At 60.4% G+C, this 21,085-nt stretch carries 19 protein-coding genes; 15 read left to right on the top strand and 4 right to left on the bottom strand.

Annotation, left to right across the window (positions count from 1 at the left end; genetic code table 11):
• The first annotated feature begins 43 nt into the window (after positions 1 to 43).
• From MKK62_RS23840 to MKK62_RS23830, 3 genes are all read left to right on the top strand, one after another.
• Entirely contained in the window at positions 44 to 1,660 is a 1,617-nt protein-coding gene (locus MKK62_RS23840; RefSeq protein ID WP_081288818.1) for a fatty acid--CoA ligase, read from the top strand.
• 46 nt (positions 1,661 to 1,706) lie between these two features.
• Positions 1,707 to 2,813: an NDMA-dependent alcohol dehydrogenase gene (locus tag MKK62_RS23835; RefSeq protein ID WP_046188899.1), complete on the top strand. Its 1,107-nt coding sequence runs from the start codon at positions 1,707 to 1,709 to the stop codon at positions 2,811 to 2,813.
• Positions 2,814 to 3,090: 277 nt separating this feature from the next.
• Positions 3,091 to 4,191, top strand: coding sequence for a BtrH N-terminal domain-containing protein (locus MKK62_RS23830; RefSeq protein WP_046188921.1), 1,101 nt, complete (start codon positions 3,091 to 3,093; stop codon positions 4,189 to 4,191).
• 333 nt (positions 4,192 to 4,524) lie between these two features.
• On the opposite strand, the gene MKK62_RS26545 is transcribed toward MKK62_RS23830, so the two are convergent.
• Positions 4,525 to 4,809 (bottom strand): hypothetical protein, encoded by a 285-nt coding sequence (locus MKK62_RS26545; RefSeq protein ID WP_012394823.1) that lies wholly within the window; start codon positions 4,807 to 4,809, stop codon positions 4,525 to 4,527.
• 36 nt (positions 4,810 to 4,845) lie between these two features.
• On the opposite strand from MKK62_RS26545, the gene MKK62_RS26540 reads away from it, so the two are divergent.
• Positions 4,846 to 5,154: a PaaI family thioesterase gene (locus MKK62_RS26540; protein WP_012394822.1), complete on the top strand. Its 309-nt coding sequence runs from the start codon at positions 4,846 to 4,848 to the stop codon at positions 5,152 to 5,154.
• A 162-nt stretch (positions 5,155 to 5,316) separates the two neighbouring features.
• On the opposite strand, the gene MKK62_RS23820 is transcribed toward MKK62_RS26540, so the two are convergent.
• The gene (locus tag MKK62_RS23820; RefSeq protein WP_012394821.1) at positions 5,317 to 6,006 is read right to left on the bottom strand and encodes a TetR/AcrR family transcriptional regulator; all 690 of its coding nucleotides are present in this window, start codon (positions 6,004 to 6,006) and stop codon (positions 5,317 to 5,319) included.
• 139 nt (positions 6,007 to 6,145) lie between these two features.
• Here MKK62_RS23820 and MKK62_RS23815 point away from each other — a divergent pair, with 139 nt between their 5' ends.
• On the top strand, positions 6,146 to 6,949 hold the full coding sequence (locus tag MKK62_RS23815) for a metal-dependent hydrolase (protein ID WP_016889186.1): 804 nt from the start codon (positions 6,146 to 6,148) through the stop codon (positions 6,947 to 6,949).
• A 166-nt stretch (positions 6,950 to 7,115) separates the two neighbouring features.
• Here the strand turns inward: MKK62_RS23815 and MKK62_RS23810 are convergent, their stop codons facing one another.
• Positions 7,116 to 7,748, bottom strand: a complete 633-nt coding sequence (locus MKK62_RS23810; protein ID WP_109370774.1) for a TetR/AcrR family transcriptional regulator — start codon at positions 7,746 to 7,748, stop codon at positions 7,116 to 7,118.
• Between the two features lie 129 nt (positions 7,749 to 7,877).
• Here MKK62_RS23810 and MKK62_RS23805 point away from each other — a divergent pair, with 129 nt between their 5' ends.
• The 10 genes from MKK62_RS23805 to MKK62_RS23760 all read left to right on the top strand — a co-directional run bounded on the left by MKK62_RS23805 (position 7,878) and on the right by MKK62_RS23760 (position 20,342).
• Positions 7,878 to 8,744 carry an SDR family NAD(P)-dependent oxidoreductase gene (locus MKK62_RS23805; protein WP_012394818.1) on the top strand — a complete coding sequence of 289 codons (867 nt, stop codon included), beginning with the start codon at positions 7,878 to 7,880 and terminating at the stop codon, positions 8,742 to 8,744.
• 1 nt (position 8,745) lies between these two features.
• Entirely contained in the window at positions 8,746 to 9,669 is a 924-nt protein-coding gene (locus tag MKK62_RS23800) for a hypothetical protein (RefSeq protein WP_012394817.1), read from the top strand.
• Positions 9,666 to 11,165 (top strand): flavin-containing monooxygenase, encoded by a 1,500-nt coding sequence (locus tag MKK62_RS23795; RefSeq protein ID WP_046189498.1) that lies wholly within the window; start codon positions 9,666 to 9,668, stop codon positions 11,163 to 11,165. Before MKK62_RS23800 ends, MKK62_RS23795 begins: the two co-directional genes overlap by 4 nt.
• A gap of 49 nt (positions 11,166 to 11,214) precedes the next feature.
• Complete coding sequence (locus MKK62_RS23790; RefSeq protein WP_046189499.1) at positions 11,215 to 12,732, top strand: flavin-containing monooxygenase; 1,518 nt, start codon at positions 11,215 to 11,217, stop codon at positions 12,730 to 12,732.
• The gene (locus MKK62_RS23785; RefSeq protein WP_083070860.1) at positions 12,729 to 13,694 is read left to right on the top strand and encodes an alpha/beta hydrolase; all 966 of its coding nucleotides are present in this window, start codon (positions 12,729 to 12,731) and stop codon (positions 13,692 to 13,694) included. The genes MKK62_RS23790 and MKK62_RS23785 overlap by 4 nt, the downstream gene beginning before the upstream one ends.
• 61 nt (positions 13,695 to 13,755) lie before the next feature.
• Complete coding sequence (locus MKK62_RS23780; protein ID WP_046190475.1) at positions 13,756 to 15,291, top strand: flavin-containing monooxygenase; 1,536 nt, start codon at positions 13,756 to 13,758, stop codon at positions 15,289 to 15,291.
• A 115-nt stretch (positions 15,292 to 15,406) separates the two neighbouring features.
• Positions 15,407 to 16,864 (top strand): cytochrome P450, encoded by a 1,458-nt coding sequence (locus MKK62_RS23775; RefSeq protein WP_046190476.1) that lies wholly within the window; start codon positions 15,407 to 15,409, stop codon positions 16,862 to 16,864.
• Positions 16,861 to 17,514 (top strand): transglutaminase-like domain-containing protein, encoded by a 654-nt coding sequence (locus MKK62_RS23770; RefSeq protein WP_046190477.1) that lies wholly within the window; start codon positions 16,861 to 16,863, stop codon positions 17,512 to 17,514. The genes MKK62_RS23775 and MKK62_RS23770 overlap by 4 nt, the downstream gene beginning before the upstream one ends.
• Before the next feature lie 14 nt (positions 17,515 to 17,528).
• A complete protein-coding gene (locus MKK62_RS23765; protein ID WP_046190478.1) occupies positions 17,529 to 19,154 on the top strand; it encodes a fatty acid--CoA ligase in 1,626 nt (541 codons plus the stop codon).
• Between the two features lie 66 nt (positions 19,155 to 19,220).
• A complete protein-coding gene (locus MKK62_RS23760; RefSeq protein WP_016889182.1) occupies positions 19,221 to 20,342 on the top strand; it encodes an acyl-CoA dehydrogenase family protein in 1,122 nt (373 codons plus the stop codon).
• Between the two features lie 139 nt (positions 20,343 to 20,481).
• Here the strand turns inward: MKK62_RS23760 and MKK62_RS26615 are convergent, their stop codons facing one another.
• A complete protein-coding gene (locus tag MKK62_RS26615) occupies positions 20,482 to 20,781 on the bottom strand; it encodes a transposase (RefSeq protein WP_231743115.1) in 300 nt (99 codons plus the stop codon).
• Positions 20,782 to 21,085 lie beyond the last annotated feature (304 nt).

Raw genomic sequence — 21,085 nt, 5'->3', positions numbered from 1 at the left:
GCCTCACCGCGGGCTGTAGGGCGGGTGTGCGATGAGGAGCACGATGCAGGACGTTGCGTTGACTGTGCCCGCGATCGTGGCCCATGCTTCGGCAGTTCATGGCGATCGCGAGGTGCTGACTGCGCGCGGACCCCGGCAGATCTCTGGGGTGTCCTATCGCGAGGTGGGTGAGCGTGCGGCACGGTTGGCAAATGCTCTGCGCCAGATCGGCATCCGTGGAGATGAGCGTGTCGCGACGTTACAGTGGAGCAACCAGGAGCATCTGGACTGTTACGCGGCGGTGCCGTCGATGGGCGCGGTGCTGCATACGTTGAACCTGCGGCTGCCGCCGGAACAGCTGACGTGGATCGCCAATCATGCCGAGGATCGGGTGATCATCGTCGACAGTACGGTGCTGGCCCTTTTGGCGGCGGCGTTGCCGTCGATGACCTCGGTGCGCACGGTGCTAGTGACCGGAACCGGCGATCTTGCCGCGGTCGAGGGGTGCGGAAAGGACGTCCTACGGTACGACGATGTGGTGGCCGCCCAGTCGAGTACGTTCGACTGGCCCGACGTCGACGAGCAGTCGGCCGCAGCGATGTGCTATACGAGCGGTACCACCGGGCACCCGAAAGGTGTTGTCTACAGCCATCGTTCGACGTGGTTGCACTCGCAGGCGGCGTGCACCTCGAATGCCTTGGGCATCGGTCATGACGACACGGTGTTGGCGATCGTTCCGATGTTCCACGCCAACGCGTGGGGGTTGCCGTATGCGGCGATGATGGCCGGCGCGCAGCTTCTGCTGCCTGACCGTTTCCTGCAGGCGGGGCCTCTAGTGGAGATGATCGAGGCGGTGCGACCGACGATGGCGGGGGCGGTGCCGACGATCTGGACCGATGTTCTGCACTACCTGCGCGACAATCCCGGCCATGACGTGAGTTCGCTGAAGATGGTGGCCTGCGGTGGTTCGGCGGTTCCGCGGTCGTTGATGACCGCCTATGACGAGCTGGGCATCCGCATTGTGCAGGCTTGGGGGATGACTGAGACTTCCCCGCTGGCCTCGGTCGCTCTGCCGCGGAGTTCTGATACCCCGGAGAGGTCGCTTCACCTGCGCGCAACCCAAGGCCGGGTGGTGGCCGGTGTGCAGGCCCGCATCGTCGATGACAGCGGTGCAGAACAACCGTGGGACGGAAAATCGGTGGGGGAGATTCAAGTCCGCGGCCCGTGGATCACTCAGTCGTATTACGAGAATGACAGTCCGGCGGCGTCGCCGGACGGGTGGTTGCGTACCGGGGACGTCGGGACGATCAGCGCGGACGCGTTCATCGCGCTGACCGACCGCTCCAAGGATGTCATCAAGTCCGGGGGCGAATGGATCTCCTCGGTGGAATTGGAGAACGAGTTGGCCGCTCACCCTGCGGTGCGCACCGCCACGGTGATTGGAGTGCCCGACGACAAGTGGCAGGAACGGCCGCTGGCGGTGGTCGTCCTGGCTGCCGACCGCACCGCCACCGCGGCGGAGCTGACCGAATTTCTGCGTGCGCGGGTGGCCAAGTGGTGGCTACCGGAACGGTGGGCGTTCGTCACCGACATTCCGCTGACTTCCACTGGCAAGTTCGACAAGAAGAAGCTGCGCCGCCAGTTCGGCGACGGTGACCTCATCATCGAGACGCTGGCGTGAATCATCAATCCACTGCGACCGAAACACTGACGTTAAGGAGACACACATGAAGACACGTGCTGCAGTGCTGTGGGGCCTAGGAGAAAAGTGGGAAGTCGAGGACATCGAGTTGGATCCTCCCGGCCCCGATGAAGTGCTCGTCCAGCTGACCGCGACCGGGTTGTGCCATTCCGACGAACACCTCGTGACCGGCGACCTGCCCATTCCGCTGCCCGTCGTCGGTGGCCACGAGGGTGCCGGCACCGTGGTCGAAGTGGGTGCGGGTGTCGAGAACGTCGCCGAGGGCGATTCGGTGATCCTGACGTTCCTGCCGTCGTGTGGGCACTGTTCCTATTGCGCGCGGGGGATGGGGAACATGTGCGACTTGGGTGCCGCGCTCATGATGGGACCCCAGATCGACGGCACTTACCGTTTCCATGCCCGGGGTGAGGACGTCGGCCAGATGTGCCTGCTGGGCACGTTCTCGGAATACACCGTGGTCCCCAAGGCGTCTCTGGTCAAAATCGACCAGGGGACACCGCTGGACAAGGCGGCGTTGATCGGGTGTGGTGTGACGACCGGGTACGGGTCGGCGGTGCGCACCGGTGAGGTGCGTGCCGGGGATACCGTGGTAGTGATCGGAGCCGGTGGCATCGGCATGAATGCGATTCAGGGTGCCCGCATCGCGGGCGCGTTGAACATCGTGGCTGTCGATCCGGTGGCGTTCAAGCGTGAACAAGCCGGCGGTTTCGGTGCGACGCATGCCGTTGCCACGATCGACGAGGCCTGGTCACTGATCAGTGACATCACCCGCGGCAAACTCGCCGATGTCTGCGTCTTGACCACCGATGTCGCCGAAGGGTCCTACATCGGCGAGGCGCTGTCCTTGGTCGGTAAACGCGGCCGTGTGGTCGTTACCGCGATCGGGCACCCCGAAGACACCTCGATGTCGGGTTCACTGCTGGAATTGACGCTGTATGAAAAGCAGATCCGCGGCGCTCTGTACGGTTCGTCGAACGCCGCCCACGACATCCCGCGGCTCGTCGAGCTCTACAACGCCGGACACCTCAAGCTGGATGAGCTGATCACCCGTGAGTACACCCTCGATCAGATCAACGAAGGCTACGCGGATATGCGATCGGGCCGCAACATCCGAGGACTCATCCGATTCTGATAAAGCAGCCGAAGCGCGGGAGCGCGACCACGGGAGCAAGCGAGCTGAGTACAACGGTTGAGTGCTGCGCGTCTGTGGCTCTTACCGTTGACGTGTTGATGCAGGACTAGCGATCGAAAGTCAATGTGCCCCATCGCCATAGGCGGTCGAGATGCGCGGCTGAGGTTGGCTGCGGTCACGCGTGTTGGTGTTGGCACCTACTGTCAGCCGGGAAGCCGTGATGAAACGTAGCTTTTGACGAGTCTCAACAGTGCTACTGACAAGGAAGGAAGCGGCGATGACGAGGATTCAAATTCCCTATCCCCATAGGAGGGGAGGGCACTGTGGTTCCGGTGCGCTTCGTGACCTTACTGAATGGGCCCAACTCGGATGGGGGACAGAAGCACTCAGTGAAGGATTGGTCTTCACCCTCGGCGGAGCCTTGGACTTCTCGTACGTCCGCTCTACGCAGTTGTTCCCCCAGGTGTACCTGGTAGGACGAGGAAGCGACCTGGAACAGGATTACCTCTCCCGGGTTGGCGCAAAGTTCGTCGTGCGATCGACCGATGACCCGGACGTGGGATGGGCATTTGTGACCGACGAAATCGACAAAGGTCGACCCGTCATGGTCTGGGCTGACATCGGCGAACTTCCTTACCTGCGCGTCCGATTGCACATGAGCCGTCACGACATTGTCATCACCGGATACGATGACGAACAACGGGTCGCCTATGTGGTCGATAATGACCGCGAGACAACCCAGACGGTGGCCTACGACGACCTACGCCGGGCGCGGTCCTCGGTCGGGTTTCCCACACCTACCCGGCACACCACATATCACGTCGACTGGCCAGAGCGAGTGCCAGACCTTGGGCCGATCGCGGCCGCTGCACTCGCCGCGAGCGCAGCGTTCATGCGCGGCGGTGCCGTAGGTGCGCCGCTACTGCGCATCGAGGCAGCTGAAGTCGAATCTTCCGGTTTGAAGGGTGTGCAGGACTTCGCCGATGACGTAGGGCATTGGCCAACGCTGTTCGATGACGATGCCCTGACCGCGGCATTGTTCGGGCTCGGGGCGTTCATCGAGAAAGCCGGTACCGGCGGCGGGCTCTTTCGTACGCTGCAGGCAGACGGTTGCCAGAACATCGCCGATCTCCTAGATGACGCCGCCACTGCCGAAGCGGCTGCCGCGGCCCGACATGCTTCCAAAGCGTGGTCTACGCTTGCGGCCGCAGCCACGGATGCCGGCACATCGCTACGGAGTCGTAGTCTAGCTGCGGCCAAAGTCGCCGCGACGATCCCGGACGCCGAAACGCGCCTCGTCGAAGCCCTCGAAACGGCCAGTCGATCCGTTGGCACTGTCGATACCGGCATCGAAGCTCATCTGAAAGGCTATCCGTGAGTGGCACTTCAAATCAATCGAGTTTCCTGAAGACTACTGGTTTCTCGATTGGCAGCATGACGATGTTCAGCGCTTCGCCCAGAACGCGGTCGGTGACGTTCGTGACCCTTGTGCAGAAGGCGAGGTTGACCGTCACCGCTGTGGGGGACAGGATTTGGTATGACCCCTATAGCACCGACGACGACCCCGAGCATTATCGGGCGAGCTATGCGGCGACAGCGTCGAGGGCGTATTGCGGGGCAGGACCAAATGGCTGATAGTGACGGAACTGGAAGGTGTACCGCAGCGATGATCTCGGCGGGCTAACGAGTCCTTTACATACTCTTCGGGCGATCAGCCCAGCCGACGTCGGCGCAGTTCTTCAGTCGCATGGTGGTCCATGCACTGCGTGGTCCTATTTAGGAGGATTTCGTCATCGACGAGCAAGCGGAAGAAGATTCGGCCATCGCGTGGTGGCATAACTTTCAGAATCGTGTTATCGCCGCCGACGGCGACTACCTCGATGCGCACCATCCGTGGTGCCTTGGTTGCGGCACAGACAATCCGCACGGTCATCGCCTGCGAGCGCGTCGGCGTGGCGACGGGGTGGGCGCCAGGCATATCTTCGACGGCCGACATCGCGGCGCACCCGGGATCGCACACGGCGGCGCAGTCATGACGGTTCTTGACGACACGGTGGGCATGCTGCTCTACGTCGTCGGTGAGATGGCCGTCACCCGTAAGCTCGACACCGAGTTCTTCGCGCCGGTATTGCTGGGGGTTCCCTACGAGGTCAGCGCGGAGCTCGTGTCCAGAACCGGCCGGAAACTCGAAGTGCGGACAGAATTGCGCGAGGAAGCCACCGGCCAGCTGGTCGCGTCCGCGTCCGGGTTATTCGTCGTCGTCACGCTGGATCACTTCACTAGCTCCATACAGAAGGCGTCGTCAATACGCTGCACTGCGCGACCACCCTGGGAAGGATGACTCAACCCGTAAATCTGCTCATTTTTCAACCGGCGCAGGCTGCTCAGGATTGAACCGGGGCCGACAGGGGGTTTGCTAAGCAAACGCGTACTCGACCACATCGTGGTGTACCAGCCTTCGGTAGCGTGACGCCGCAGCGTGTCGGCGAAAATACCGCCGGTCTCATCTGTTGTGGCCCGCCGGGGAGTTGATATCGACCTGGATGTGCGAAGCGGCCGGGTCAGGTTTCTGGCCGAGGGTATACAGGCCAAGACTGCCGAGAAAACCCGCACAATGCTCGATAAGCACTTCGGTCGATAGGTTTAGTTGTCCGTCTATCCAGCGACGGAGAATCTCGAACAGGCCCCCGACACCGTAGGTAGCGGCGAGATCTGCGACCTGAATCACCTCGCTGGGTATATCGAGATGCAGGCGGGCCTCTCTGAGGACGAGCTCCGCAAATTCGGACATCAGTTCGCTTCGCAGCTGCCGAAGCAGGGGTTCAGCGCCCGATTCGACAAACAATATGCGGGCCATGCTGGGATCGTTCTCGATCATCTGAACCAGGGCCTTTATCGGAGCGTAAGCGAGTTCTTGAGGAGCAACGGTGTCATCCGGTATCGCCTTGGTGATCACGGCTTGGAAGGTGGTGGAGATCTTGGTGAACATCGCACGCAGGAGCGCGTCTCTGTCGCGAAACTGCTGGTAGAAGTACCGGCTCGTCACTCCTGACTCCGTACACACAGCGGTCACGGTGCACGCGGCGGCTCCCTGCTTGCCCATGAGCGCGACCGCGGCGTCAATCAGCAGTGCGCGGCGCTGCGCATCGCGTTGAGTTGCGGACAGCCCGCCATAAACACGTGCTGGACTCATGCCCTACATTCTGGCAGTCTCATGTGACAAGGCCTAAAGTCAGATCACGCAACGGAGGAAGGACCCCGTCAAGATGCCGGAAGATCGAGCCTCGACCAAGAGCCGTGTATTGCCAAAACCCCGGCGCGTTCGTTTCCCCATGCCCACCTCCACGAAGCGGCGACACTTCGTGGATGGCGACCTGGTGATGAGCCATTTCATCTCGGTGCTTTCTGCGACCTTCCCGGAAGGGGAAGACTTCTTCATCCGCTCGGTCAAGTATTTCCAGAGTTCCATCGACGATCCCCAATTGCTGACAGCGGTCAAGGGTTTCATCGGGCAAGAGGCCACACACCGACACCAGCATCGGCTCCTCAACGAACGGCTCCAGGCCATGGGTTATCCGACCGCGCGGATCGACCGCCACGTCGCACGCCTGATCAAGCGATTGGAGCGGCGCTTTTCGCCAGAAATGCGGCTGTCGATGACCTCTGCATTGGAGCACTACACCGCGACGCTCGCTGAAATCATTCTCACCAGCGATGACGCGCAGAAGCTCATCGGACAGACAGAGGTTCGACCGATTCTGCTGTGGCATGCGTTCGAGGAGTCGGAGCACAAAGCCGTCGCCTTCGACGCCTATCGGCTGATTGGAGGCACCGAGCGCACCCGCGTACGGGGCATGCGGATCGCCTCTGCAATTCTGTTCGGCGAACTCATTCTGCAGACTGCGCTGTCGATGGCCTCTGACAAGGCCTCGTATAACCCGGTCACGTTGGTGCGTAGCCTACGTCGCTTCAGTCGCACCCCGATGTTCACCGCCGATGCGCTGCAGCGATTCCGTTCGTACAACCGCCCCGGCTTCCACCCTGATGATTGGGACAGCACCGCGGTCCTGGAGCGATGGAGCAAGGAACTGTTCGACCAAGACGGCTCACAGAAGGTCATCGCTCAGCCGGGGTAGCAAAAGTGCGTGAGGAGGGCGACGCAGAAAGACACTGTTTCTGCGTCGTTCCTCCAAACAAGCGACAGCGCGCCTGTCGTCACGGATTGGATGCCCGGTGGCGGGTCAAGGCGACAGTCATACAGACAAGTGCAGTCGGCCTCGAAACTCACGGAAAGGTTAAGCCTCAGCCGCTGACGACGTAGCGTTGAGCCAAGGTTTCAGCCAGTCGGCTCGTGTGCGCGACCACTTCCTTTTCGGTCACCGCGAGCAAACCGGAGTGCCAGGCCGTGATGACTTCGACGAACCCCCCCACCGCAACCAAAGTGTCCATACGAAGGGCCGTCTCGTCGGCGTCTTCTCTGAGATGTGGCCGGCTTGCCTCGACGACCAACTGCGTTGCGTCCTGCAGCGCCACAGCGCGGCGATCTTGCAGCGGTGAGCTACCTACATGCTGAGCGAGGAGGATGTGCGCCCGGCCAGGATCGCGTGCGATCCGGTCGACCACGATGGCGATCGCCGCGGTGATGGTTTCGATCGGCGGCCGATCCACACGCTCGTCGAAGAGCGCGGAAACCTCGCCGAGCATGTCATTGCGAACGCCATCCCACGCTGCGACGAGAAGATCCTCGCGCGTCTTGAAGTCCTCGTAGAAGTATCGATCGTTGAGCCCTGTCCGGGCGCACACGCCGCGCATAGTCACTGCGGCCCAACCGCTCTCACTCCAAATCTCGGTCGCAGCCTCGATCAATTGCTGCCGTCGCTCTGCTCGACGCTCAGCACCGGTCCGACCACCCCAGCGCGTGTTTCTCGACCGCACATCAAACATCTTGACAAAACGTCGGGCTCACGACCAAACTGGTGGCATGCGACACCAATGGTGGCTGATGCCCCCAAATCAATGGTCTCCCGCACCGGAAATCAGTGTCGCGATCCGAAAGGCAAGCAGATGAGGTTCTTGCCGTTCGGTAGTTCACCAGGTAGAACCCACCGCGCCCACGCAGTAGTCACAGGCGCAGGGAGCGGTATCGGCCGCGCGTTCGCCGTTGAGCTTGCACGCCGAGGTGGACGTGTTGTGTGTGCGGACAAAGACCCCATCACTGCGAAAGAGTCGGCCGAGTTGGTGAGGCAGGCCGGCGGCGAGGGTTTCGACGTCGTATGCGACGTCACCGACCTTGAGCAGGTCCGTAACCTCGCTGATGCCAGTGAAGACTGGTTTGGCAAGGCGGCGAGCCTGGTGATCAACAACGCCGGAATCGGTGCGGGCGGCAATCGCATCGGCGCTACGTCGGTCGAGGACTGGAACGCTGCGATTTCTGTCAACCTTTGGGGTGTTATCTACGGGTGCGAGACTTTCGTTCCCCGGCTCCGGAGCAACGGCCGTGGCGGAGTGATCAATGTGGCGTCCGCCGCGAGTTTCGGCTCGGCGCCCCGAATGGGGGCATACAACGTGAGTAAGGCCGGAGTGCTCGCTCTGTCCGAGACCTTGGCGGCCGAACTGAGCGGTACTAACGTCAATGTCACAGTGCTTTGCCCCACCTTCGTCAAGACGAACATCGCCAAAAATCCTCAGATTGAGGAGTCGGCGGCGAAACTCGCGACCAACCTGATGAGGTGGACCGGCATTTCGCCGGATCAAGTGGCTCGAACGACCTTGAACGCGCACGATCGCGGACAAATCTATGTAGTGCCCCAACTGGACGCGAAAATTTTGTGGCAACTGAAAAGAGCTTTACCCGGTCAGTTTACGCGGGCGTTGGGGCTGGTGGAGCGCGTGGCCTCATGGAACGATCCAGCCGAACAGAGGGAGCAGTGAAATGGCGTTCGCATATAGCGACATGCTCGAGACGATCAAGAACAAGCAATGGGCTCTCGCCGATATCGATTGGGGCGCCCCTGGTGCGGAGTTGATCACCGACGAACAGCGTCCCAAACTCAAGCAATTCATGTCCGACGTGGTGTGGATTGAGCATGTCGGAGCGCGCGCCTTTGCTGCGATGGCCCCGAAGGCGCCCTTCGAAGCGCTCGGAGACATTTACCGTTACTTTCACGCCGAGGAGCAGCGTCACGCCAACGCCGAACTTGCTCTGATGCGTCGCTGGGGCATGATCGAGGAAGGCGAAAAGCCTGTACCGAATAAGAACATCCGTCTCGTGATCGAGTGGCTAGATCGGTACGCTGAGGCTCTTCCTCTGACTGTCATCGGCGCCGCGATTCCCGCACTGGAGACCGCGCTGGACGGGGCCCTGCTGAAATTTCTCCTTGATGAGGTCGACGACCCAATTTGCGGGGAAGTATTCAATAAGGTCAACAGCGACGAATCGCGGCACCTTGCAGTAGGTTTTCAAGTCCTGAATGACCTCGGCGCCAGTCCCATGCGAATCCATGCAATCCAAACGGTCGGCGCTGTGATGGACCCCCGTATTCTCACTGGCGCGTTGCTGTATATACCGCTTCTCACGCGCATGTTGATGAATCTCAACGCGATGGGGCTATCCGAAGAGAAGCTGTACAACGCGGTGACGCGATATGGCAATGTCGGGGACCGCAGTGAGCACACGCGGAGGGTGCCTGGATATCACATCTTGAAGGCCCACATGTCCTCCTCGATCAAGCGGTCCCAACCCCTTCACTTCGTTTCCCAGCGCTTAGGCAATGCGATCGACATCTTCCCCGTGCAAGTACTCGGGCGACCGCCTTCATGGACGGATGAACTGACCTATGAACCGGTCGCTAAATGACGGACACGGTAACGACTTTGATCGTCGGCGCCGGCTTCGCGGGTATCGGTACGGCGATGAGAATGCTTCAAGCGGGCGTTAACGACTTTGTCATCTTGGAGCGATCACATCGCGTCGGGGGCACCTGGCGTGACAACACTTACCCCGGCGCCGCCTGCGACATTCCGTCATTGCTGTACTCCTACTCGTTCGAGCCGAACCCAGGCTGGACTCGCGCATACTCGGGGAGCGCAGAGATTCTCGCCTATATCGACGCGATTGTCGCGAAATACGATCTTGGGAGGTTCATTCATTTCGGTGCGGACGTGAGTGCACTGGAATTCGACGAGGATGCCGGAGAGTGGGTTGTCGACACGACCGGCGGCAGGCGGTATCGGGGCCGTTCAGTCGTGATGGCTAGCGGACCACTTGCTGACGCCAGTTTCCCGGATATTCGTGGCATCGAGTCGTACGAGGGGAAAAAGATTCACAGTGCTCGGTGGGACCACTCCTATGACATGAGCGGTAAGAGGGTGGCGGTTATCGGGACCGGGGCGAGCGCTGTGCAGATCATCCCCGAATTAGTCGGGTTGGCGGCGTCGGTCAAGGTGTTTCAGAGGACGCCCGGTTGGGTGCTACCGAGGGTCAATTTCCGGCATCCGGCCTGGGCGCGTTCGACTTTCAAGCGCACGCCGGCAACCGAACAGGCCCTACGAGGTGCGTGGTTTTGGGCGCATGAGGTCATGGCCGTGGGCATGGTTTGGGATACCGCTGCAACATCTGTCATCCAAGCGGTCGCAAAGGCGAATCTGCGTCGGCAGGTGAAGGACACCTGGTTGAGACGTCAACTAACGCCGCAGTTCAGACCTGGGTGCAAACGCATGCTTATGACTAGCGACTATTACCCTGCGCTCCAGGCCGATAACTGCAAACTCGTCAGCTGGCCGATCGCCACACTGGCTCCGAACGGAATTCGAACCGCCGACGGCATCGAGCATGAGGTGGACTGCATAGTATTCGCGACAGGCTTCGATGTGTGTAAACGCGGTACGCCATTTCCGATCCGGGGGCGCGACGGGCGAAAACTCGAAGACGAGTGGTCTGAGGGGAGATTTGCCTACAAGAGCGTGAGTGTGGCCGGCTATCCGAATTTGTTCTTCACTTTCGGGCCTAATTCCGGTCCTGGCCACAACTCCGCTCTTCTATATATGGAGGCGGCAATCGATTACATCGTAAAAGCAATCGAGCTCTTGCGCGACCAAGGCAACGGAGTCCATACCCTGGATGTGAAAGAGAATAGCCAAAACGCGTACCACTCCAATATTCAGCGGCGGTTACGGCGCACCACATGGAACTCGGGTTGCAACAGCTGGTATTTGACGGAGGATGGCTATAACGGCACGATGTATCCCGGCTTTGCGACTCAGTTCATTAGGGAACTGTCCCGTCTGGATATGCGCGATTACGAGATCACTCGGCGTGACGATGCTGACCTGAAGTTGACACAAACACGCTGAACCGAAGCAGCGGATATAGGTTGGACATCGAAGCGCACGTGAGGAAGTAATGGGTTCTGAGTCTGGGCAGCACTACGAAATTGCAATAGTCGGAGCCGGGTTTTCTGGGATTGGTACAGCGATCAGCCTGTTGAAGGCCGGATTTACGGATTTTCTGGTAGTCGATGAAGCCGATGGCGTCGGCGGTACATGGCACTGGAATACGTATCCGGGAATAGCGGTCGATATTCCGTCCTATAGTTACCAGTTCTCTTATGAGATGCGAACATCCTGGTCACGAACTTATGCTCACGGGAATGAGCTGAAGGCTTATGCAGAGCGGTGCGTAGAAAAATACGGACTCCAAAATTACATCCGGTTCAACACGACTGTGGACGAGGCTTGTTTCGACGAATGCGCAGCACTATGGCGGCTGAGCTGCTCCTCTGGTCAGAATCTGACCGCGCGTTTTGTGATAAATTGCTCTGGCGTCCTCAGTCGGCCGAAGTGGCCTGATATTCCAGGAGTGCGCGACTTCGCCGGCGTGACGCTGCATACGGCCAGATGGGACCATACGAAAGATCTCACCGGTAAGCGGGTGGCGGTGATCGGGACTGGGGCATCTGCGGTGCAGCTGATTCCCGAAGTCGCGAAGATCGCATCAAGTCTGACGGTATTCCAGCGAACGCCGATTTACTGCTTGCCGAAGCCGGATTTCTCCATACCGAGCTGGGCCGCGACAGTGATGCGGTTGGTGCCGGGGGCACAGCTGATGACGCGCACTGCGAGTCAGGTGTTCGTCGAGTTCACATTTCCCATCGCAGCTCATTTTCACTCGTTGATCCCTGTGTCGGATCTCATGGAAGAGGCGGCGAAACGCTATATGCGTCGGGCGGTCGATGATCCGGTGACTCGAGACCAACTCATTCCTCGCTATTCGTTGGGTTGTAAGCGACCGAGTTTCCACAATTCCTATCTCGCGACGTACAACCGTCGCAATGTTTCGCTCGAGACCAGCGGCATCACCCATGTCGACCATGCCTCGGTTCACACTGAAGATGGCAAGAATTATCCGATCGATGTCATGGTCTTGGCCACCGGGTTCAAAGTGATGGAGTCGGGCAATATGCCGACTTATGTGCTGAAGGGACGCGGTGGAGTGGAGCAGTCTGCTTGGTGGGATGAGCACCGCCTCCAAGCCTTCGAGGGTGTGAGCGTCCCAGGGTTCCCGAATCACTTCAATATCTTCGGCCCCTATGGTTACAACGGCTCCTCGTACTTCACACTCATCGAGGCGCAAAGTCGGCATATCGTCCGCTGTCTTCGTCGTGCGCGCACGCTGAAGGCTGATCACGTAGAGGTCAGACAGCAGGCGAACGACCGCTACTTCGGTGACATGATTAGCCGCCGACATCGACAGGTTTTCTGGCAGCCGAGCTGTTCCAATGCCAACAGTTACTATTTCGACAAACACGGCGATGTTCCGTTGCGTCCGTCAACTACCCTGGAGACTTACTGGCGTAGCCGCACCTTCCGGCTCTCCGATTACCGATTTGAACGTCGCGCAGAATCCGTTGGCGCACGGTGACCAACACTGATGCGGCGGACCGGCGCCCCAGTCTTGCAAGTCATTTCGTGGCAATGACTTCGCGAAACACACTGCGTCCGCTGTCGCAACTCATCCCGTCGAGCGCCCACGGCCTCGCGGTGATGGATCGCGTACTCCGGATGGCGCTTGTGGGATCGCGGCCCCGCCGAAGCGTGGCGGTTCGCACAATAGATACCGAGTTCGCCGGGAATCAGATACGCGGGGATTGGATCACTTCTCCTGCGGTCGATCCACACGCGGTTCCGTTGCTCTACATTCATGGCGGCGCCTACTCCATGTGCTCACCGGCTACCCACCGCGGCCTGCTCGGTGAACTTGCCTCCGCGAGCGGTCGGCCCATCTTTGCCGTGAGGTATCGGCTAGCTCCACGCTATCCCTTTCCCGCTGCCGCCGACGATGCACTGAACGCATACCGCTGGCTCGTCACCGGGCAGCCATCGGCTTCCGGCGAACGCGGTGTTGCGGTGGCCGGGGACTCGGCGGGCGGCCAGCTCACGATGGCCACCGCCCTTGGCGCACGTAGTGACGGACTGCCGCTGCCGGATTCGATGCTTCTCATGTCTCCGGTCCTGGATCTGACATGTGAACTCGCGAGGGCACGCGAACTTCGCCGCCGTGATCCTTTCGCCTCTGCTCGGTCCGCGGCCCGCGCTCTTGACCTGTACGTGGCTGGTGCAGATCACCGCAATGAGCGACTCAGCGTGCTCGACGCAGACCTCAGGTCCATGCCACCGATCCTGATTCAGGTAGGCGGAAGAGAAATGTTGATCGATGACTCGAGGCATCTTGCCGACCGTCTCCGATCGGCCGGATCAAGCGTTGAGATACAGGTGTACCGGGGACAGATCCACGTGTTCCAAGCCATGTTCCGAATCCTGCCCGAGGCTCGTGAGGCGATCCACCGCGCTGGAAACTTCCTGAAAGCTTCGGCCCACCGGTGAAAGTGTTGGGACCGTGGATGCTCCACTGCCACCGCGCCATCAACTGCTTCTTAGCTGTCTCATGACAGGCGGCTTTGCGAGGGATCCCCGAGGACACGATCCGTCGATAGTGATCATCGGGGCCGGCGTCGCGGGTATCGCCATGGCCCATCAGCTGAAGAGAGACGGATTCACCAACTTCACCATGGTGGAACAGGCTGCAGACATCGGCGGCGTCTGGCGCGACAACACCTATCCAGGAGCGGCTTGCGACGTGCCGTCAGCGTTGTACTCACTCTCGGACAAGCCCAACACTCGTTGGTCGAGACGTTATGCAGAACAGCCCGAGATACTCCAATATCTTCGCCGACTCGTCCTGGCCGACGGAATGGACCTGCAGCTGCGCACGCGGACCGAAGTCGTCGAGATGACCTTCGATGAACAGGCCGGCCGTTGGCGTTTGGTGACCGGATCCAGCGAGACGATCTGGTGCGATGTCGTGATTTCGGCCGTGGGGCAGCTCTCGCGACCTCATACGCCGAATATTGCCGGCGAAGACACCTTCGAGGGGCCGCGTTTTCATTCGGCGCGTTGGGACCATTCGGTATCGCTGCGCGGCAAGGAAGTAGCCGTCATCGGGACAGGCGCAAGCGCGATACAGTTTGTGCCACGGATCGCACACGAGGCACAGCGCGTAACGCTGTATCAGCGCACGGCGCCTTGGATTTTGCCGAAGTGGGACAGCAGGTACGGACGTCTTCACCAACAGCTGATTAAGGTTCTGCCGCTGTGGCTGCGTCTTGAGCGTTTCGCGGTATGGCTGATTTTTGAAGTGCTCGCAGTGACGTTGGTCGACGCGAAGCCCTTGTCACGCATTCTCGGCGCGGTCGCCCGCTACCACCTCCATCGGCAGGTTGCCGATCCAATGCTGCGCCGGCAACTCACGCCATCAGATGCGCCGGGGTGCAAGCGGGTGTTGTTCTCGAATGATTACTACCCCGCGATTGCCAACGGTGAAGTCTCGTTGGTGACCAACGCGGTTGCGAAGCTTTGCGACAAGGGAGTCGTGACCGACGATGGCGTACTCCATCGCGCGGATGTCGTCATTTACGGAACAGGTTTCCGCGCTACCGACTTCCTCGCCCCGATGCGTGTTCGCGGCTGGGGCGGAGTGACTCTGGACGAGGTGTGGGGGACGCAGGCGCACGCATACCTGGGCATTACAGTCCCGATGTTCCCGAATCTCTTTCTCCTCTATGGCCCGAACACGAATGTCGGTTCCGGGTCGATCATTTACATGATCGAGTCTCAGGTCCGCTATGTCGGTGCCCTCATCAAGATTTTGGCGAGTGACCCAGGGCGTACGGTCGACGTCAGGCCAGACATCGAGCAAAGCTACAACACACGATTGAGCCGGCGGCTGCGAAGGTCGGTGTGGGCGCTTTGCGCGAGCTGGTACACGACCTCGAGTGGCGCGATCCCGACGAACTGGCCTGGGCCTACATTTGCCTACCGGATCCTCACCCGCAAACCACGCAGTCACGATTATCTATTCAGGCACGTTGAACGCCTTCAGTTAGACGGCCCGAGTGAGAACCGCGCGAGGCTGCGCAGATGATCCGGGTCGCAGGCGGTGTCTAACATTTCACTGTTAACTGTTCGAATATTGACATTCAGCACATCTATGTAAACTACTACCAGATATCCGTGCAGCAGAGCGCCCAGGAGGCATCGTGGCTAATCAGCTTCTCGCAATCACGCGTCACCCCAAGGAGCGGTTGACGTCTGTCCTGTTGGCGCCCGCCCCCCGCGTCGTCGATGACAAATGGCGACAGTGGAGTCGGGACTGGAGAGTCCGGGAACTTGCGCCGGCCCCCGCCGGATCTGGGCTGAGAGCCGTCCTAGGGGACGCTGGACTCCCGTTGCTGGGGCACACTGTCGACTACATCCGATTTGGTTCAGAATTCAGTCGGGAGCGTTACGAACGTTTGGGCTCGGTGTCGTGGATGGGCGCATTCGGTACCAAAATGGTGGTCATCGCCGGTCCAGACGCAACGCGTGAGGCGTTCACAAGCGAAGCCAAGGCCTTTTCTCAAGATGGCTGGTCCTTCCTGATCGATGCTTTCTTCCATCGCGGGTTGATGCTCATGAGCTTCGACGAACATTTGATGCACCGGCGCATCATGCAGGAGGCGTTCACGCGTCCTCGCCTGACCGGATATGTCGGGCAGGTGGCCCCGTGCGTTCGCGCAGCCGTGCCCGCGTGGCCGACCGGTCCGTCGGTCCGGATCTACCCGTTGTTGAAGAATCTCACCCTCGATATTGCCACGGATGTCTTCATGGGTGGCCGCGGCAAGGACGAGAGCGCTGCTGTCAACGAGGCGTTCGTGTCCACTGTTCGCGCGGCGAGTTCCTTTGTGCGAGTTCCACTCCCGGGCACCAGGTTCCGCGCCGGCGTGCATGGGCGGCGCGTGTTGGAGGACTACTTCTCCCGACACCTGCCGGCCGCGCGTGCAGGCGAGACCGACGATCTATTCGCCGCCCTCTGCCAGGCGACCACAGAAGACGGTGAACGGTTCTCCGACGAGGATGTGATCAACCACATGATCTTTCTCATGATGGCCGCCCATGACACCTCCACGATCACCACCACTGCTGTCACCTACTTCCTCGCTAAACATCCTGAGTGGCAGGAGAAGGCAGCGGCGGAGGCGCGGTCCTTCGGTCACGATTCGCCAGATATCGACGAACTGGAGCGGATGACGGTCCTCGATCTGATCCTCAAAGAAGCTCTGCGTCTGCTGGCGCCCGTTCCGCTGGTGATGCGCAAGACCGTCCGTGATGTCGCCATCGACGGCTATCACATCCCCCGTGAAACCTTGTGCGCAATCACACCCGCCGTAAATCACTTCGACCGCAGAATATGGAGCGACCCGGACCGTTTCGATCCGTCGCGCTTCGATGAGCCCCGGCGCGAGGACCAACAGCACCGATTCGCCTGGGTGCCGTTCGGCGGGGGGGCGCACAAATGCATTGGGATGCAGTTCGGCACACTCGAGGTGAAGGCAATCCTGCACCAGATGTTGCGTACCTACGCTTGGACGGTCCCAAACGACTATCACGTGCGTTGGGACAACACCTCGCTGCCCATTCCCGTGGACGGACTGCCTGTGACGTTGCGGCACCGATGAGCGGTGAGAACTCGCCTTACCTGGAGCCCACGGAGTTCCTCGATTGGCAACATGAATCGGTACGCGACTTCGTTGCATCGGCGACCCGCGGCGCGGTCGACGACACCATGAAGGCCATAGCCATCTTCACTGCGGTCCGCGACTCGATTTGGTATGACCCCTACACCGTGACCGATGACCCGCATGCGTATCGCGCCAGCACCATCGCAACTGCAGACCGCGCTTACTGCGTCCCGAAGGCGGTGCTCTTGACGGCGGCCTGCCGAGCAGCAGGCATCCCAGCGCGGCTGGGGTTCGCCGATGTCCGAAACCACCTTCAGACCGAGACATTGCGTGAGCGGATGGGCGGTACCGACGTCTTCGTCTACCACGGATACAGCCTCATGCATCTCTGCGGTGTCTGGGTCAAGGCAACTCCGGCGTTCAATCGCGAGCTATGCGCACGGTTCGGCGTCCCGCCAATTGATTTCGACGGGCGCACAGACGCCCTGCTGCACGGGTTCGCCGGTGACGGCACACAACACATGGAATATCTGAGGGATCGAGGCGCCTTCGACGATCTACCGCTGGCAGAGATCCTGCAAGCGCTCAGAACCCACTACGGGACGCTCATAGGCGATGCGAGTCGCCATCCAGACCTGTTCGCCTGAAGGGCCGATGCGTAATGCACAGCACGATGCAAGACGTCCAGCTCACAATCTCGGCAATTGTCCGCCATGCCGCCTCCATTCACGGAAACAGCGAGGTGATCACCCCCGACGGAATTGGATACCGAAGTATGTCCTACCGTAGCGTCCTGGGGCGAGCGGGCCGACTTGCCAATGCGTTGCGCGGGCTCGGAATAACGGCAGATCAACGGGTGGCCACTTTTCAGTGGAGTAACCAAGAACATCTCGAGGCCTACTGCGCGGTTCCCTCCATGGGCGCGGTGCTGCACACCCTCAACATTCGTTTGGCTCCAGAGCAACTCGCGTACATCGCCAACCATGCCAGCGATCAGATCATCCTGGTGGATGCGTCGGTTGCGCCATTGTTGGCTAGTGCGCTACCAGCGATGGAGTCGGTGCATACGGTCATCGCCACCGGGGGCGGCGACCTCGCTCCGCTGCAGCGATGCGGGAAGACGGTGTTGCGTTACGAGGAGATCCTGGCGCAGCAACCGGAGACTTTCGATTGGCCCGAGATCGATGAGCGTTCCGCCGCGGCCATGTGCTACACCAGCGGGACTACTGGAAATCCCAAAGGTGTTGTCTACAGCCACCGTTCGACCTACCTACATGCACTGACCGCCTGCACGTCGAACGCCCTGGCAGTGAGCGAGGCCGACCGTATCCTGGCCATTGTCCCGATGTTTCACGCCAATGCGTGGGGACTGATCTACGCGGCGTTGATGTCTGGTGCGGACTTGGTATTACCCGATCGCCATCTGCAAGCCGCGCCGCTGGTGTCGATCATCGAAGAGACTCAGCCGACTATCGCCGGTGCAGTGCCGACGATCTGGAACGATGTCGATCGATACCTGGAATCGAATCCCGCCCGGGACATCTCCTCACTTCGGCTGGTTGCCTGCGGCGGATCGGCAGTCCCCGTCTCGCTGATGCGGGCATTCGAAGACAAGTACAACGTGCCTATCGTGCAGGCATGGGGCATGACCGAAACCTCGCCGCTGGCTACCGTCGCACGCGCAGCGCACGGAGTAGGCGAGACCCGTGCGTGGGAGATGCGCGAAAGCCAGGGTCGGCCGATGTGCGGTGTCGAGATCCGGTTGCGTGACGACCACAAGAAGACAGTGCCGTGGGACGGTCGATCAGCGGGTGAAATACAGGCGCGAGGCCCGTGGATCACCGGCGCCTACTTCGGCGACGATGATCCGGACAAGTTCGACGGAGGGTGGCTGCGCACCGGCGACGTCGGCCGGATCGACCCGGACGGGTATCTCACGCTGACCGATCGTGGGAAGGACGTCATCAAGTCAGGTGGAGAATGGATCTCCTCAGTCGAGCTGGAAAACACGCTGATTGGTCACCCGGCGATCTACGAGGCTGCGGTGGTGGCAGTTCCCGACGACAAATGGCAGGAAAGACCGCTCGCCCTGGTCGTGGTTCACCGTGGAGCCGAGGTCGACATCGACCGACTGCGCGCGTTTCTGTTGGACAAGGTCGCCAAGTGGTGGATCCCGAAGCGGTGGAGCTTCGTGTCTGAGATTCCTCGAACAAGCGTCGGAAAATACGACAAGAAGGCCATACGCGCGCGTCACTCCGCCGGCGAGTATCAGATCGAAACGTCCTAAGAAATCAAACCCATTGATATTGAACAGCCGAGAGGGAATCCTGTGACAGCATCAATTTCTCCCTGGATGAGCGCCGAATTGCTCGAGCTTCGTGACCTTGCCGCGAAGTTCTTCTCGACCGAATTGGCACCACATGCGCAACGTTTCGCAGACCAGCACCAAGTTGACCGAGAATTGTGGCACAAAGCCGGCGAACTAGGCCTGCTCTGCATGTCCATACCCGAAGAATACGGCGGGGGAGGCGGCACATTCGCGCACGAAGCCGTCGTACTCGAAGAGCAAGCCCGAGTCGGGGACAGCTCATGGGGCGCAGGGCTGCACAGCGGAATCGTCGCGCACTACATCCTCCAGTACGCGGCCGAAGAACTACGGAGGCAGTGGCTGCCCAAGATGGCCTCAGGCGAAATGATCGGTGCTATCGCCATGACGGAGCCAGGGACCGGTTCTGATCTGCAGAGTGTCAAGACCAAAGCAATTCTTGACGGTGACGAGTACGTGATCACCGGCGCAAAGACCTTCATCACCAACGGTCAGCAAGCCGACCTGATCATCGTCGTCGCCAAGACAGATCCAAGTCAGGGCGCCGCCGGCATCTCGCTGATCGTCGCCGAAGCCGATCGACCCGGATTCCGGCGCGGCAAGGTCCTCGACAAAATCGGCCAACGCGGACAAGACACCTCCGAGTTGTTCTTCGACGACGTAAGAGTTCCCCGCTCGCACCTCCTGGGCGAGACCGAGGGTCAGGGTTTCATTCAGCTGATGACGCAGCTACCTCAAGAGCGGCTCATCGTCGCGGTTGGGGCGGTCGCGGCGATGGAACTTGCCGTGGAGCAGACACTCAAATACACCCGTGAGCGGGAAGCGTTCGGACGGCCCGTCTTCGGCTTTCAGAACACGAAATTCATCTTGGCCGAAGCTGCAACCGAAACGCGCATCGCACGAGTATTTTTGGACTACTGCATCGACCTACACCTCGCGGGCCAACTCGACGTCCAGACCGTCGCCATGGCGAAATGGTGGACCACTGAGCGAGCGATGAAGGTGCTCGATGACTGTTTGCAGCTCCACGGCGGATATGGGTACATGACCGAGTATCCCATCTCGAGATTGTGGGTGGACCAGCGCGTGCAGAAAATCTACGCCGGCACAAATGAGGTGATGAAGGAAATCATCTCGCGTTCCCTATGACCCTGAACGATTAGCCACCTGCACATTACTCACCTGGGAGGAGGATTGATGGCATCTACAGAGGTGCCATATCGCCACGAAATGGGTGGACATTGCGGATCGGGTGCCCTTCGGGAGTTGATACCAGATGCTCCTATCTTCAGGCAATGAGTTCGTTGGTTCTTCTGCTGGGTTGGCGGAGGGCATGGTAGATCTCGCGGGCGATGTAACGCTTGATGCAGCGCATGATCTCGTTCTTGGTTTTGCCTTCGGCCAGGCGGTGAACGAAGTAGTCGCGGGTGGGCTGGTGACGGCGCATGCGCACCACCAGGATGACGTGCAGGGCACGGTTGGCGTCGCGATTGCCTCCCCAATTGAGCCGGTGGCGGATCGTTTTGCCGCTGGAGGCTTCCAGTGGGCTGACCCCGCACAGTTTGGCGAAAGCGGCGTCGCTGCTGATCCGAGCGGGGTTGTCGCCGAGGGCGGTCAGCAGCGTGGCAGCGGTGTCGGGCCCGACGCTGTAGCTCGGGTGCGGCGGTGGCGGTGATGGTGTCGACGTGGCGTTCGAGTCGGGCGGCTGCGGTGTCGAGCTGGTGGCAACGTGCCGCCATCGACTTGATAGCAGTAAAGAAAGTTCTCACATCGCAGGCCAGCGGCGGTCAGGCGGGCGTTGGTCGCGCCTGCTGCCCGCGGCGTCTCGATGCGGCGAGGAGCGAGGAGTCCTGGCTTGTCGTGGTGCCAGGATGCCGTGGCCGTTGAGATGT

This window comes from Mycobacterium paraterrae, from assembly GCF_022430545.2.
Taxonomy (GTDB): Bacteria; Actinomycetota; Actinomycetes; order Mycobacteriales; family Mycobacteriaceae; genus Mycobacterium; species Mycobacterium paraterrae.
Note: the sequence above shows the minus strand (reverse complement) of the source record. Positions and strands in the feature narration are given on the sequence as shown.